This window comes from Bacteroides ndongoniae (assembly GCF_900108345.1).
GTDB classification, from domain to species: Bacteria; Bacteroidota; Bacteroidia; order Bacteroidales; family Bacteroidaceae; genus Bacteroides; species Bacteroides ndongoniae.
The window spans coordinates 191,603-206,972 of the sequence record NZ_FNVV01000012.1 but is presented as its reverse complement, the minus strand read 5'-3'; the positions used below and the strand labels follow the sequence as shown (position 1 = coordinate 206,972).

Sequence of the window (15,370 nt, the reverse complement as noted above, 5' to 3'; positions counted from 1 at the left end):
TCGTTTCGGTGTTGGGATTGATGGGGTGTTTGTCTGCTGGCGGTCCTCGTCAGGCCTGTCCGGATTTGTCCGAGGCAGAGGTTTGCGGTGCGGTCTGCAGAGCTGCTTCATAGACGGCTTTTAGCTTCTGTCCCGCCAGGCCGAAGTCGAAGCGTTCGGCAATGGAACGGCGGATGGCAGCCTGGTCGAAGGTCTCGTAGCGGTCGTACAGCAGTTTCATCTTCTCGGCCAGCAGTCCGACGTCGCCGGGCGGTATCAGGTAACCGCTTTCGGGCGTGATGATGTCCTCCGGGCCGCCACAGACGGTGCCGATGGCAGGCATTCCGGTGGCCATGGCTTCGATGAACACAATGCCGAAGGTCTCGGCGTGCGAAGCCAGTACAAAGGCATCGCAGCGGGCCAACAGGCGGGCCACTTCTTCGCGGGGCAACCGCCCTGTCAGGGTGACTTGCCGCTCTAGGTGCAGTTGTTGAATCAGGGCTTGCAGATGAGGCTGCTCCTCGCCGTCGCCGGCAATGACGAGCGACACGTGCGGCATCTGGCCAAAGCTGCGGCGGAAGGCTTCAATCAGTTCGGCAAATCCTTTCCGCGGATTCAGGTTGCCCACGCTGACAAAGGTAAAGCTGCGTTCCTTGTCCGTATGGCGGTCGCCGGGGCGGAAGGTGGAGATGTCTACAAAGTTGGGAATCACGGTGGCCTGGTCGGGGCGGACCAGGTAAGGCGTCAGGTTCTTCCGGAGCAATGAACCTACACAGATCACCTTGCGAGCCTGGCTGTAGGCAGTGCGCAACGTGGCGGCCTGGGTAGGCGTCACGTGCCCGTGGTTGATGGACGAAGCGTGCTCGGTGACCACGTAGGGAATGCCGTAGCGGCGGCAGGCCAGACGGGCGGCATAGCCGGCCCAGGTGCCGAAGTGGGCATGTATCAGGTCGGGCTTTCCGTAGTGGCGGATGTAGTTGCGCACGGCCAGCAGGGTCAGGTTGGCCCATATCAGTCCTCCGATGCGGGTAGACAGTTTGGGATTCCAGGCATGAAGGCGCAGGGTGACGAACGTGCCGTTGTCTTCACGGGTAATCTGGAAGTGGCTTTCGTGGCAGAACCGCTTCCAGGTGAAGTCCTTGCGCAGCCGCTGTTCGGTATAGACCAGCCCGACGCGGCATCCGGCACGGGCTATCTGCATGGCCTGTTCGTGGAACATGTATCCGCGATGGGCAGGAGCTCCCGGCTCGGGATAGTACATGGGAAGAATCAGTATGTGCATGAGCTTGGGTTTTGAGGTGAAAGACGGAGGTTGTCGATGGCTTGCGCCAGTGCGTCGGAAGTGCCGCTTATCACTTTCCGGCAGAACATCTTGCCCGATTGAGTCAGCTTCGGCAGGTCGTCGGCGGTCAGTGCCTTGATGGCTTTGCCGTATTCGATGTAGTGCAACGGGGTCAGACCCGACAGGCCGGGATAGTCTCCCCGGTGCAGCAGGGCGTGTGCCCCGAACGGGGAGTTGAAGACGAGGGTCTGGACGCACAGTTCGCTGGGTACGAAGCTGGTGCGGAAGTAGCTTACCAGTTGCTTCTCGGTGCAGAGCCGTTCATATACATAGCGTGCGCAGGGCAGGGTCAGTGCCCAGTAGTCGGAGCCGAAATAGACTTCCGCTTTCTTTCCTTTTATATAGGTATAAGGCGGTTTGCGGACGGGGAGCAGTTTCATCAGGTGGCGCGAGGCTACGATGAACTTGTTTTTCCACCATTGGCTCTTCCACTCCAGGTCGCGGAAGAAGTGGTAGCAGATTATTTTGTTCCGCTGATAGGCAACGTGGCATTGCGACAGGTTCATGCCCATGATGAATTCCGTGTCAGCATATTCGTCGAAGTAGCGGTGAATCTCCACATTGCTCCACAGCGGATAGTCCTGTCCGCTCAGGCATACCACGCGGCCGTAGTCCACTCCGCTGCGGATGACAGCGGCCAGCAGTTCCTTCTGGTATTCCACCTGTTCCCAGCCACCCCAGCTCACCCAGTGTGAGGGGACGAAGGTGACTTTTCCTTCGAGCAACTGTCGGAAGGGGCGGTCGTCGGCTTTGCGGTCGATGTGGACGTAGAAGTCGGCATCGTCGTCCAGCGCGGCTATTAAGCGTGCCAGGTGGGGCGCATCTTTGTAGGCGGAAAGAATATAGGCTATGCGGCTCATACGATCTTTTTCTTTAAGAGGAATTGAATGCTTTCCTTGAAGATGACGGACTTCAACCGCCACAGAATCAGGGCATACAGTGCGGCTACGGTGACTATCTTCGTCCCCATGGACAGGTAGAGGTTGTCGATGTTACGGGTCAGGTAGTGCGTACCGATGGTCAGCAGGGCCGAAAGACCCAGATAGGGCGCGATGTCTTTCAGCATGTCTTTCAGCATAAGGCCGATTTCGAGATGGACGAAGCGGAACCATACGAAGAGCCAGCCGATGTTGATCACCACAAAGGCACGCAGCATCCATTGCATGCCAAAGGGGTACAGGGCGCAGGCGGTGAGCAGTTGCAGCAGGCAGATGCCGATGGTGTTCCACATGTATATGGACGAATGCCCCCGGCTGATGACTAAGTTGGAGAACAGGCTGCTGATGGGAATGAACGCCCCCCAGATGCAGAGCAGTTGCAGGATGTAGGCACTGGACAGCCACTTCTCGGTGATGGTGATGACAATCAGTTCACGGGCTATCAGGCTGAGCCCGAACATGGCGGGGAAAGAGATGAATGCCGTAAAGCGCAGCAACTTGCGGAACACGGCCAGTTGACGCTCGCGGTCGTCGGAGATGCTGGTAAAGACGGGCTGTGCAATGCCGTTTATCATGTTGGTGATGAGCGTATGACCCATGCCGTTCCATTTGTTGGCTTGCGTAAAGTCGCCGACTTCGTGGGCAGAGTAGAACTTACCCAGTATCATCGAGAACAGGTTGTTGTTGACGATGTTGACGATGTTGGTCACAATCAGCTTGCTGCTGAAACCTATCATGCTGCGGATGGGGCGCAGGTCGATGCTCAGGCTGGGACGCCAGCGGGCAAAGTAGAAGTTGAGCAGTGTGACCACGCTGACGAATGACAGCGACTGAACAGCCAGACCCCAGTAGGCGAATCCGTTGGCAGCCAGCGTAATGCCCACAACGCCCGACACGCACAGGGCGGAAATGGAGATGATGGTGGTTTCCTTAATCTTGAGATGCTTGAACAGATAAGCCCGTGGCGCAATGCTCAGGCTGGAAATGACAAACCCCAGAAACAACAGACGCGACAGGGGAATAAGTTCGGGAATCCGGTAGAAATCTGCAATCAGCGGCGCGGCAAAGAACAGAATGAGGTAGAATGTAATGCTGCATAGCGTACTGAACCAGAAGACTGCATTGTAGTCGCGGTGTTCGGCCTGCTTCTTGTTGGTCAGTGCCGAGATGAATCCTCCTTCCTGCAAGGCTGAGGCAACGGCCGAAAAGACCGTAAGCAGTCCCACCATACCGTAGTCGGAACGGTCGAGCAGGCGTGCCAGAAAAATTCCGAAGACAAGGTTCAGCAGCTGTTGTATGCCGTTGCTGAATCCTCCCCAGAACAGGCCGCGGGCGGTTTTCTCTTTCAGTGAAGATTCTTTCATTTTGTTTTCTGCAGGTGTATTCCCTTCTTATTTACTTGTATGTCAAAAACTTAATAGGTTCGTTGCTCTTAAATTGCTCTTAAATTGCTCTTAAATTGCTCTTAAATTGCTCACTCTTTCAAGTACCATTCGGAATGTATGCCTCTTGAACGGTTCACAATCTTGTCTTGTTTCCTTAGCTTGGTTAGCAGATTGCCAATCTTGGAGCGTTTCTGATCTTCATTGAGTATATCAGGCAACTTCTTCCACAATAGTTTGGTTATTTCCTGCTTGCTCAAGGAATGATGTTCGGCCAGTGCTTTTAATATCAGGTCGCAATAGTAACTGTCTTCAAATCCCTTATTGTTGGAATAATCGGCTTTTTGGTTCAACTGCTGTGCCACATGTTTGGCAATGAGCAGATTCGGCTTTCTTCCTTCGATTAGCCGTTTTTTGCGTAGCCAGGCTATTTCTTTGTCACTTACCGGATGCCCCAGTTGAACCCTGTTTAATGCTTCCACTTCCATCAGCGTCAGTTTTTTGTGGTTGGCCAGTATGTTGGCATATTCCATATTGATAATTTTTCCGATAATGGTCACCTGTACGTGGTTGTTTTGCAGATTATAGTCGGGTAAAGGGAATAATCGCTGGCGCTGGAAGTTGAACATTTTCCGAATGCCACTGCCAATTGTGTCGACCATTCGCAAATCTACCATGGCTCTTGCCAGAAAGGCATTGCGATAAACTTCTTCGGGAGCATCATTTTCGAGCACATTGCTGATGCTTTGCGGAATGAAGCTACCTTTATTGGAAAAGACTAATTTATCTTCGTATTCTACCACATTGATTTGTCCTCCCAACGTATAATCCTGATGTGCAATGGCATTATTGAGCGCTTCACGTATGACATAGGGTTCGTACGTATCGACTTCCTCGGGAAACAACGTTCGAAACTCCGGATTGATGTATCTGTATTTCAGATTCCTTATTTTCTTGAAAATTGCTTCCGCATTCAGGATAAAGGGGCATCCCCTTATTTCGTAATCACGTTCATTCCCCTGCGAATCTTTCAGAATCCAGCGTATCTGTGCGACGGCAGGCGAAAGAAGGGCACCACTTTCTTCCTTGCCTAACAAAACAATGGCAGCGTGGGTAATCTTTCCCTTGACAGTTATTTTGGCTTTATTCAGGAAAGTCATGTCGTCCCAGCTTTCTGCTTCCTGCACCTTTTCCTTGTGCTTGGAGGCATACAGTTCCCTGGCTTTCCGGATGGCCAGCGGATCGAGGTCATCGATAGTGGCATTATCTACGATTTGGGCACTCCAGTCGGGGCGGGGAATTCGCCGTTGGAGCAAATCATGATACAGAGGTTGGGGCATGACGGATGTGCAACTTTCAATCCTCCGATATGGTTTTCCGTCGAATAAATAGGGCTTTCGGCCAAGTTGGTCTATAAAATGGATTACGATGACCTGGCGCGAAGAGGAAGGCAACGAGACGTATTGTATGTGAGGAGTATAGGCTGGTTCAAATTTCCGGATGGCTGTTGCAATATCCCGTCGGGTACTGTCCGTCACTTCTTGTCCGCGTATGATACCCTTGTCTGTCACGCCAAACAGAAGATATCCTCCCCCCTCTGAGTTTAGAAAGGCACATCCAGTTTCCATTCCCCGATTCAGTTGCCCGGTTGTTTCTTTAAATTCCAGCGAGTCGGACTCTTCGGCTGATATCAGTTGTTGTATGTCTTCAATCGTAAAGGACATGATAGGTGAAGAATCTTTTGTAGTTGACAAGGAACAAGTTGACAAAGGCATGAAGTCCTTGTCAACTTGTCTGCTTATTCCTTTATTTCACTTCGCTTCCCGGCTTAACCTCGCGCAGTACGGAAGTAACAGCCAAAGAACCGTCGTAGTTCTCGGCAGAGAGAATCATACCTTCGCTGACGAGGCCGTTCTTGAACTGGCGCGGAGCCAGATTGGCGATGAACAATACTTGCTTGCCTACCAGCTCTTCGGGTTTGTAGTGTTGGGCGATGCCGCTTACGATGGTGCGGTTCTCCAGACCGTCGGCAATCTTGAACTGGAGCAGCTTCTTCATCTTGGGTACGGCCGAACATTCGAGTACGGTACCTACACGGATATCGAGCTTCTCGAACTCTTCGAACGAGATGACGGGCTTCACAGGGTTTGCCTTGTAGTTGGCTGCTTCGTTGGCCTTCTTGGTAGCCAGCAGCTTGTCTACCTGTGCCTGAATGGCTTCGTCGTCAATCTTCTCGAACAGCAGTTCGGGTGTGCCCAGTTGATGTCCGGCGGGCAGCAGGTCGGTGCGTCCCAGGTTGGCCCAGTCGAAGCTTTCCATGTTCAGCATGTGGCGCAGGCGTTCGCTGCTGAAGGGCAGGAAGGGTTCGAAGGCAATGGCCAGGTTGGCTGTCAGTTGCAGAGCGATGTGCAGGATGGTCTGTACGCGGTTCATGTCGGTCTTTGCCAGCTTCCACGGTTCGGTGTCGGCCAGGTACTTGTTACCGATGCGGGCCAGGTTCATGGCTTCCTTCTGTGCATCGCGGAACTTGAATACGTCGAGCAGCTTCTCTACTTCGGTCTTCACGTCGGCAAATTCCTTCAGTGTTTCGCGGTCGTAGTCGGTCAGTTCGCCACAGGCGGGCACTATGCCGTCGAAGTATTTCTTGGTAAGCTGCAGGGCACGGTTTACGAAGTTGCCATAGACGGCTACCAGTTCGTTGTTGTTGCGTGCCTGGAAGTCTTTCCAGGTGAAGTCGTTGTCTTTCGTCTCGGGAGCGTTGGCGGTGAGCACGTAGCGCAGTACGTCCTGTTTGCCGGGGAAGTCCTGCAGATATTCGTGCAACCAAACGGCCCAGTTACGCGAAGTGGATATCTTGTCGCCTTCGAGATTGAGGAATTCGTTCGAGGGCACATTGTCAGGCAGAATGTATGAGCCTTCGGCCTTCAGCATGGCAGGGAAGACAATGCAGTGGAACACGATGTTGTCCTTGCCGATGAAGTGGACGAGGCGTGTTTCGGGGTCTTTCCACCACTTCTCCCACGAGTCGGGCAGCAGTTCCTTGGTGTTGCTGATGTAGCCGATGGGAGCGTCGAACCATACGTAGAGCACTTTGCCCTCGGCCCCTTCTACGGGTACGGGGATACCCCAGTCGAGGTCGCGGCTCACGGCACGCGGCTGCAATCCCATGTCGAGCCACGACTTGCACTGACCGTAGACGTTGGGACGCCATTCCTTGTGGTCTTCGAGAATCCATTGGCGCAACCAGCCTTCATGCTTGTCCAGCGGGAGGTACCAGTGTTTGGTTTCCTTCATGACAGGCGCGCTGCCGCTGATAGCACTCTTGGGGTTGATGAGCTCGGTGGGGCTCAGTGTCGAGCCGCACTTCTCGCACTGGTCGCCATAGGCACCTTCGGCATGGCAGCGGGGGCACTCGCCGGTGATGTAGCGGTCGGCCAGGAAAGTCTTGGCTTCCTCATCATAATATTGCATGGAGGTCTTTTCGATGAATTCGCCCTTGTCATAGAGCTTGCGGAAGAAGTCGGAAGCAGTCTTGTGGTGCACTTCCGAAGAGGTACGTCCGTAGACGTCGAACGAGATGCCGAACTCCTTGAACGAGTCGCGTATCAGGGTGTGATAACGGTCAACGATGTCCTGCGGTGTGCAGCCTTCCTTCTTGGCGCGGATGGTGATGGGCACTCCGTGCTCGTCGCTTCCGCCGATAAAGATGACGTCTTCCTTCTTGAGTCGCAGGTAGCGGACGTAGATGTCGGCCGGTACATAGACGCCGGCCAGGTGTCCGATATGAACAGGTCCGTTGGCATAGGGCAGTGCCGATGTCACGGTGGTACGTTTGAATTTCTTTTCCATATCTGTATGTATCTCTTTTGTTATGAACGCTTTTGGAAATAAATATGTGCAAAGATAGCGGTTTTCTGCCAATTTGGTATATACTTCCAGAATCTTTCCAGATTTAGCCCTCATCTTTGCAGCAAACAAATGAGTATGATTAACTAAAAAAGAAAGGAAATGATTATGAAACTGAAGATGTTTTTTATGTTGCTGGCAGCTGGCCTGTTGAGTCTGAACCTGCAAAGTTGTGACGACGATGATGACAAAGGTATTGCCGTATCGGCCGAATTGCAAAATGCCTTTGCCGAGAAATATCCTAATACACAGGTGGTGAAGTGGGAGACGGAAGGTGCCCACTACGTAGCCGAATTCTATAATGACCGGTACGAGGCCGATGCCTGGTTTACCCCCGACGGCATCTGGCAGATGACCGAGACCGACCTGCCTTACGATGCACTGCCTGCAGCGGTGAGAAGCGCTTTCCAAAGCAGCCAGTACGCCCAGTGGAAGGTAGAAGACGTGGACATGGTAGAACGCAGAGCGATGGAGACAGTCTACGTGATTGAAGTAGAGTCGGGTAATCAGGAAATGGATCTGCACTACAACGTTGACGGTATTCTCGTAAAGGAAGTGCCCGATACGGACGGTGGCGCCGGCAGCTACTTGCCTTCCGACCTGACAGATGCCATGCGTACCTTTATCGAAAAGAACTATCCCGGTGCCAGCATTGTAGAGACTGACTACGAGGCCAACTGGGTAGAGGTAGACATCATTCACGAACGCATGGCGAAAGAAGTACGCTTCACTACTGCCGGTGAGTGGGTTTCCACTTCGTGGGACATACGTTTGACCGATGTTCCGCAGGTTGTAAAAGACGCAGCCCTGGCCGCCCATGCCGGTTTCGTGATGGACGATGCCGACTACGTGCAGACTCCTGCCGGCGATTACTACCTGATCGAACTGGAGAAAGGCGAACAGGATGTATATGTAAAGGTGCAGGCGGACGGGACGGTGCTGCAATAAATAAAAAAAAATTTTTAGATAGTAGGGAGAAATCTTTTTCTTCTAAAGTCAGATAATGTAGTTTCTGTACAGAATAAAATTGGGTGTATGGAAATTACATTATCTGTTTTTATATATTGTTGATAATGTGAACCGCAGTTGGTTTATGTAAAAGTTTGTGGAAAGTTTTTATATTTTGACTTGTATGTTCTGTTGATATAGACTTTTGGGTATTGGGGATAAGAAAACTTTGTGTGACAGTGGAATTTATTTTGTATTCAAGGATACCCTGTTCTCGTGCCGATTTTTTGCTTTCGGCTTGAATGGCGTTTATTAGTAAGGGCTCTTTATGAAAGAGCCTTTTTTCGTTCAGTAAGAGATGGCATGTTACAAGTCTATGGGATGTATTTAGTGAAGTAATAGATTGTTTTTGTTTGTTATTCATATTATAAGGTGCTATGAATAATTAGATTAACTCGATATTTAAAAGTTATCGCTGGTTATTGGAATCTTTTTGTTGAGACTATATTTCTATTTATTGAGAAGATTTTCCTGTAAAATACGGGCTATTTAGTATATATTTGAAATCAGATTTTAAGAAAGGTGTGTATGAAAAGGCTTATTCTTGTTTGGATGTGTTTCCTTTCCTCTATTTTGGGGTTTACGAATGAAAAATACTATTTCAGGACGCTCAGTGTACAAGATGGGTTGTCACAAAATAAATAGATGTAAAACCTAATGTACTTTTTATTTGTATTGATGATTTACGACAAGAATTAGGGTGTTATGGATCTGAAGTGAAGACCCCTAATTTGGATAGCTTGGCAAGAGAAGGTAGCCTGTTCTTTCATCACTATGTGCAGGTTCCTACTAGTGGCGCTTCAAGATCTTGTATGTTGACTGGAAAACTGCCTAGAAAAGTCTCTGATTTATCTAATGAGGCTTGCAAACAAAATCTGTCGAATCTGGCAGAATTAGAACATCCAGAGACTCTGTTTCATCAATTGCGACGTAATGGTTACTATACAGTAGGCATTGGAAAGATTAGTCATTATGCTGATGGTTATTTGTATGGTTATGAGAAGCCTAAAAGTACAAAGTTGGAATTGCCTTACAGTTGGGATGAAATGCTTTTTAATCCAGGAAAATGGGGTACCGGATGGAATGCTTTTTTTGGATATTCAGATGGCACTAATCGACAGAGTCGAAATAAACAAGTGCCACCATATGAATGTGCTGATGTACCTGACGAGGGATATCCAGATGGTTTGACTGCTAATTTGGCTATCGATAAATTAAAGGAGTTGTCTCAAAAAGGGAAAAACTTTTGTTTGGCTGTAGGTTTCTTTAAACCTCATTTGCCATTTGTTGCTCCTAAAAAATATTGGGATTTGTATGAAGAAAATGCAATATCTTTGCCTTCAGTTCCTCAGATTCCCAAGGGAACTCATCGTTTTGCTTTGCATAATAGTAATGAATTTAATGGATATTTGAAGGGAGATGAAAAAGTGTCTTTGGATCAAAGCGCTTCTGATGCTTATTCCAGGAAATTGCGTCATGCGTATTTTGCTTGCGTTAGTTATGTAGATGCACAGGTCGGAAAAATATTAAATGAATTAAAAAAACTTGGACAGGCAGATAATACTATTGTTATTGTGTGGGGGGATCATGGTTGGCATTTAGGTGAACATCGGGTGTGGGGTAAACATACTTTGATGGAGGCCTCCTTACATAGTACCTTAATAATAAAAGCTCCGAAAACCAAGAAAAATGTTAAAAATCGGCGTATTGTTAGTTCAATAGATATATACCCTACATTGATGGACTTATGTAATCTGCCTATTCCAGAGGGATTAGATGGTCATAGTTTTGCTGATTTATTAAATCATCCAAATAATAGTTCTTGGACAGATTTAGCATATAGCTATTTTAATAATGGTATTAGTGTAAGGGTGCCTAAATATCGTTTTACATCTTATAAGTATAAGGGAGAAGAATTTAAAGAATTATATCGTTTTCGGAAGAATAGATTTGAAATTCAAAATATCTTTGATCCCAAAGATTATAAGAAAGTAAATAGATTTGCAGATCTTGTTGAAAAAGGGCGTACTTTTATTTATGAATAATACCTGCCGGGAGGGCACCGTTTCTTGCTATTATGACGAGTTCGTGAGCGGTGTTTGTAGGGTTCATGAGCGACACTTGTGTGGCTTATAAGCCCTATTTGTAATACGCATGGGAGTTGCAGGCAATACTCGTGGGTTGTGTATGCAACACCCGATGGGACTGTTTGTGAAATTCGGCGGTATTGCTTGTTATGTTGGCTAACCACCAATGTTACGCGGCTAAAGTCGGTAGTTATGAGCGTCAAGTAGGTAGTTAAGAATGAAAAGCGAATGATTAGAAATGAAAAAACGGGTGAAAGATGGATACATAGACGAATCGGAGGGAACGGACGAACACGGATAAAAAGAAGAAAAAGGGAAATTGAGTTCATGCTTTCAATACGGATTTTTTTCATTGATATACAGTAAGATATGGTGAAAAATAATGCTTCACGTAGGTTCAATGAGAAATTAAATCCGCGTTCATCCACCTCGTCCGTCCGCTGCCACCCACCTGTTTTTTTCTAGTTAGGAAAAAATTTTTTCCTAACTGGGCAGTGATTTTTTCCTAACTGGGAAAAAATCATCACAAGATTAATATCAACTTTCACCCCTTTGTAGAAATCCGTTCCGCTCGTATTTAAAATTAAAAACCGTGTTCGTCCGCCCTCTCCGCGTCGTCCGCATATCCATCTTTCACCACAAACAACTCATCTTCTGAATATTACGATGAAACTTCACTCTGTAAACTGCTAAAAACTCTCTATCCTTGTGTGGTGATTGAAAAAGAAGTTGATTATGGTTGATTATTTCACACCCACCCACTTGACAAAGGGCTTTTGATGTTGTATCTTTGGGGACAAAAACCTAAACCTATGAATCTGATTACAAACCTGAGAAACTGGTTCCTTCCTTGGAACAATGCACACAAGAGTCCCACAACCGGTACGCCGGCAGCCAGCCCCGCTGCTCCGTACGAACAACTGCTTACCGACCTGCAACATGTCTGCCACCGCCTGCCCGGAGGAGAAATCTTCGTAGTGATGGGCGGCGGAGAATTCAGTGTCCGCATGACGTGGACGTCCGATGACCTCGCCAAGAACGAACAAAGACGTATGTTCAGCCTGAACGGCGGGAACGAAATCATCGAATGGGTGGATGCACAACCCGAAGAAGCCGACGAAGCACGCATCCGGACAATGGAGCAACAACCTGTCATTGAAAAGGATACGGTGAAAGATGCGCTAAAAAATACGCCCAAAGAAGAGGGCGCTGCACCTGCTGAAGAATCTTCTGCCCAACCCGAAAAGCCCTCGCGCCAGCAACAGATGATGCAACGCCTGACGCGCTACCTGAAGCTGCACTACGCCTTCCGCTACAACCTGCTGACGGAACGCACGGAGTGCGCCCGTGTGAATAACAACCTCACAAGCGATCCGCACCACCTTATCTATACCCCCGTGGATAGCCGCACGCTGAACGGCATCGCCCTCGACGCCATCGACAACGGCGTGGACTGTTGGGATCGCGATATAAAGCGCTACGTGGAGTCTGACCACGTGCAGGCTTATCACCCGTTCGACCTTTACTTCAAGCACCTTCCCACATGGGACGGCACCGACCGGGTGACAGAACTGGCCAAGCGGGTGTCCGACACCGAACTCTGGACACGTGCTTTCCACCGCTGGATGCTGGCCGTCACCGCCCAGTGGACAGGTCGTGGCGGAGAGGGACGACGTGCCAACAGTGTGGCGCCGCTACTGGTCAGCACGGCACAGGGTTTGGGAAAATCCACTTTCTGCCGCCTACTGCTCCCGCCCCAGCTACGCGACTACTTCACCGAAAGCTTCGACCTGACCAACGCCACGGCGGCGGAGAACAAACTGGCCTCGTACGGACTCATCAACCTGGACGAGTTCGACCGCCTGCCCGCCAGCCGGGTGCCCCAGCTGAAGAACCTGATGCAGATGGAAGCCTTGCGCGTACGCCGTGCCTACCGCCGCACGGCAGAGCCGCTGCCCCGCATCGCCTCGTTCATCGGCACCAGCAACCGCCGAGACTTGTTGACTGACCTTTCGGGCAGCCGTCGTTTCATCTGTGTAGAGGTGGAACGCCCCATTGACTGCAACACGCCGGTGGATTATGAACAGCTCTACGCCCAGCTGCTGCACGAACTGGAGAATGGCGAACGCTGCTGGTTCAGCAAGGAAGAGGAAGTCGAAATCCAGCAGGCCAATCGCCCGTTCTATCGCGTCACGCCTGCCGAAGAACTGGTCAGTACGTGTTTCCGCTTTGCCGAGCCGGGCGAGCAAGGTGCCCGCCTGATGTCTGCTGCCGAAATCTATGCCACAGTGAAGCGCAAGAATCCTGCTGCTCTGAAGGACTGTTCGTGTACGTCGTTCGCCCGCCTGTTGGCGCAGTTGGGGCGCAGGGTGCATACGAAATATGGGAACGGGTACTGGGTGAAAGTGTTGGATGATTGAAGTTTAAAAATATGATTCGTATCAGGAGTTGAAGTTTTGCTTTATATTTATGACCTGAAAGTCTATAACTTTAACATAAAAATGTATAGTAGAATATTTGTGTTGTGCTATAAATATATAAAATGTTGATTACTTCTTTAGGGCGCTTCTATTGTTCCTTTGCATAAAAAGAGTATATTTGTGCAACATAAACGTATTAATCGAGTAGCTATGATTACAACCCAATTACTGCATCCTGCCAGCATCGTCGTGGTGGGGGCTTCGAATAATGTACACAAGCCGGGAGGGGCTATACTGAGAAACTTGATCAGCGGCGGATATGCCGGTGAGTTGCGTGCCGTCAATCCGAAAGAGGCGGAAGTACAGGGCGTCAAGGCTTATGCCGACGTGAAGGACCTTCCCGAAACCAATCTCGCTATACTTGCCATTCCGGCTCCGATGTGTCCCGATGTAGTAGATGTGCTGGCTGCCGAGAAACAGGTCAGGGCATTCATCATTCTGTCGGCGGGCTTCGGTGAGGAGACGCACGAAGGAGCCTTGCTCGAAGACCGCATACTGGCTACGGTGAACCAATACGGTGCCTCCCTTATTGGCCCCAATTGTATCGGCTACATGAATGCATGGCATCACAGTGTTTTCAGCCAGCCCATTCCGCAGTTGCATCCACAGGGTGTGGACCTCATCTCCAGTTCGGGTGCCACGGCTGTCTTCATTCTGGAAAGTGCCGTGACTAAAGGCTTGCAATTTAATTCCGTATGGTCGGTGGGTAATGCCAAGCAGATTGGAGTGGAAGACGTGTTGCAATACATGGACGAGCATTTCGACCCCGACCGTGACTCACACATCAAGCTGCTCTATATCGAAAGCATAGGCGACCCCGACCGTCTGCTTTTCCACGCCTCTTCGCTCATCAAGAAGGGTTGTAAGATAGCTGCCATCAAGGCCGGAAGCAGCGAGAGTGGAAGCCGTGCGGCCAGTTCGCACACGGGGGCCATTGCCAGCAGCGATTCGGCTGTCGAAGCTCTTTTCCGTAAGGCAGGCATCGTGCGCTGCTATTCGCGCGAGGAGCTGACCACCGTAGGCTGTATCTTTACCCTGCCCGAACTCCGTGGAAAGAACTTTGCCATCATCACCCATGCCGGAGGTCCGGGCGTGATGCTGACCGATGCGCTGAGTAAGGGCGGACTGAACGTACCGAAGCTCGAAGGTCCCCTGGCCGAGGAACTGAAAGCGCAACTCTATCCCGGTGCGGCGGTGGGCAACCCCATCGACATCCTGGCTACCGGTACACCCCAGCACCTGAAACTTTGTCTGGACTATTGTGAAAACAAGTTCGACAACATCGACGCCGTGATGGCTATCTTCGGTACGCCGGGTCTGGTGACGATGTTCGAGATGTACGACGTGCTGCACGAAGCCATGCAGACCTGCCGTAAACCGATTTTCCCCATTCTGCCTTCCATCAATACGGCCGGAGCCGAGGTGGCCGACTTCCTGAAGAAAGGCCACGTGAACTTTGCCGACGAGGTGACACTGGGTACTGCCCTGACCCGCATCATGAATGCTCCGCGTCCAGCCGCCAACGAAATCGAATTGTTTGGCGTCGACGTGCCCCGCATCCGTCGCATCATCGACTCCATCGATACCGACGGCTACATTGCCCCCAATCAGGTACAGGCCTTGCTCCATTCGGCAGGCATACCGTTGGTCGACGAGTTTGTGTCGCCCAAGAAAGAAGAAGTACTGGCTTTTGCCCGCCGTGCAGGGTTCCCTGTTGTGGCGAAGGTGGTAGGTCCTGTCCATAAGTCCGATGTAGGTGGCGTGGTGCTCAACATCAAGACCGAGCAGCACCTGGCGCTGGAGTTCGACCGTATGATGCAGCTGCCCGAAGTGACTGCTGTCATGGTACAGCCCATGCTGAAGGGTACGGAACTATTCATCGGTGCCAAGTACGAGGAGAAGTTTGGCCACGTCGTGCTGTGCGGCTTGGGAGGCATCTTTGTCGAAGTGCTGAAAGACGTGTCATCGGGTCTCGCTCCGTTGTCCTACGAAGAAGCTTACTCCATGATCCACTCCCTCCGTGCTTATAAGATAATCAAGGGTACACGTGGCCAGAAGGGCGTCAACGAAGACAAGTTTGCCGAAATTATTGTCCGCCTCTCCACCCTTCTTCGCTTTGCTACGGAGATCAAAGAAATGGACATCAATCCTTTGCTGGCTACCGAAAAGAATGTGATTGCGGTGGATGCGCGCATCCGTATCGAGAAGTAGTCGTCGCAGGCAATCATTTTTTTCTCCAGTTAGGAAA

Annotated in this window: 9 protein-coding genes; 4 read left to right on the top strand and 5 right to left on the bottom strand. The window is 50.3% G+C overall.

Annotated elements, in window-relative coordinates:
* Nucleotides 1-49: 49 nt before the first annotated feature.
* From BQ5591_RS01170 to metG, 5 genes are all read right to left on the bottom strand, one after another.
* Nucleotides 50-1,261: a glycosyltransferase family 4 protein gene (locus BQ5591_RS01170; RefSeq protein ID WP_071148118.1), complete on the bottom strand. Its 1,212-nt coding sequence runs from the start codon at nucleotides 1,259-1,261 to the stop codon at nucleotides 50-52.
* Nucleotides 1,249-2,181: a beta-1,6-N-acetylglucosaminyltransferase gene (locus BQ5591_RS01165; protein ID WP_071148117.1), complete on the bottom strand. Its 933-nt coding sequence runs from the start codon at nucleotides 2,179-2,181 to the stop codon at nucleotides 1,249-1,251. The genes BQ5591_RS01170 and BQ5591_RS01165 overlap by 13 nt, the downstream gene beginning before the upstream one ends.
* Complete coding sequence (locus tag BQ5591_RS01160; RefSeq protein ID WP_071148116.1) at nucleotides 2,178-3,623, bottom strand: lipopolysaccharide biosynthesis protein; 1,446 nt, start codon at nucleotides 3,621-3,623, stop codon at nucleotides 2,178-2,180. Before BQ5591_RS01160 ends, BQ5591_RS01165 begins: the two co-directional genes overlap by 4 nt.
* Before the next feature lie 110 nt (nucleotides 3,624-3,733).
* A complete protein-coding gene (locus tag BQ5591_RS01155; protein WP_071148115.1) occupies nucleotides 3,734-5,365 on the bottom strand; it encodes an RNA-binding domain-containing protein in 1,632 nt (543 codons plus the stop codon).
* 82 nt (nucleotides 5,366-5,447) lie between these two features.
* On the bottom strand, nucleotides 5,448-7,490 hold the full coding sequence (gene metG / locus BQ5591_RS01150; protein WP_071148546.1) for a methionine--tRNA ligase: 2,043 nt from the start codon (nucleotides 7,488-7,490) through the stop codon (nucleotides 5,448-5,450).
* Nucleotides 7,491-7,655: 165 nt separating this feature from the next.
* Here metG and BQ5591_RS01145 point away from each other — a divergent pair, with 165 nt between their 5' ends.
* From BQ5591_RS01145 to BQ5591_RS01130, 4 genes are all read left to right on the top strand, one after another.
* Nucleotides 7,656-8,495: a PepSY-like domain-containing protein gene (locus tag BQ5591_RS01145; protein ID WP_071148545.1), complete on the top strand. Its 840-nt coding sequence runs from the start codon at nucleotides 7,656-7,658 to the stop codon at nucleotides 8,493-8,495.
* Between the two features lie 701 nt (nucleotides 8,496-9,196).
* Complete coding sequence (locus BQ5591_RS01140) at nucleotides 9,197-10,600, top strand: sulfatase (RefSeq protein ID WP_083380838.1); 1,404 nt, start codon at nucleotides 9,197-9,199, stop codon at nucleotides 10,598-10,600.
* An 854-nt stretch (nucleotides 10,601-11,454) separates the two neighbouring features.
* Nucleotides 11,455-13,062, top strand: coding sequence for a VapE domain-containing protein (locus BQ5591_RS01135; RefSeq protein ID WP_071148114.1), 1,608 nt, complete (start codon nucleotides 11,455-11,457; stop codon nucleotides 13,060-13,062).
* A 210-nt stretch (nucleotides 13,063-13,272) separates the two neighbouring features.
* Nucleotides 13,273-15,333, top strand: coding sequence for an acetate--CoA ligase family protein (locus BQ5591_RS01130; RefSeq protein WP_071148113.1), 2,061 nt, complete (start codon nucleotides 13,273-13,275; stop codon nucleotides 15,331-15,333).
* Nucleotides 15,334-15,370: the final 37 nt, after the last annotated feature.

Coding starts and splice junctions, on each gene's coding strand:
- BQ5591_RS01170 (WP_071148118.1), bottom strand. CDS start 1,261: ATGCACATACTGATTCTTCCCATGTACTATCCCGAGCCGGGAGCTCCT.
- BQ5591_RS01165 (WP_071148117.1), bottom strand. CDS start 2,181: ATGAGCCGCATAGCCTATATTCTTTCCGCCTACAAAGATGCGCCCCAC.
- BQ5591_RS01160 (WP_071148116.1), bottom strand. CDS start 3,623: ATGAAAGAATCTTCACTGAAAGAGAAAACCGCCCGCGGCCTGTTCTGG.
- BQ5591_RS01155 (WP_071148115.1), bottom strand. CDS start 5,365: ATGTCCTTTACGATTGAAGACATACAACAACTGATATCAGCCGAAGAG.
- metG (WP_071148546.1), bottom strand. CDS start 7,490: ATGGAAAAGAAATTCAAACGTACCACCGTGACATCGGCACTGCCCTAT.
- BQ5591_RS01145 (WP_071148545.1), top strand. CDS start 7,656: ATGAAACTGAAGATGTTTTTTATGTTGCTGGCAGCTGGCCTGTTGAGT.
- BQ5591_RS01135 (WP_071148114.1), top strand. CDS start 11,455: ATGAATCTGATTACAAACCTGAGAAACTGGTTCCTTCCTTGGAACAAT.
- BQ5591_RS01130 (WP_071148113.1), top strand. CDS start 13,273: ATGATTACAACCCAATTACTGCATCCTGCCAGCATCGTCGTGGTGGGG.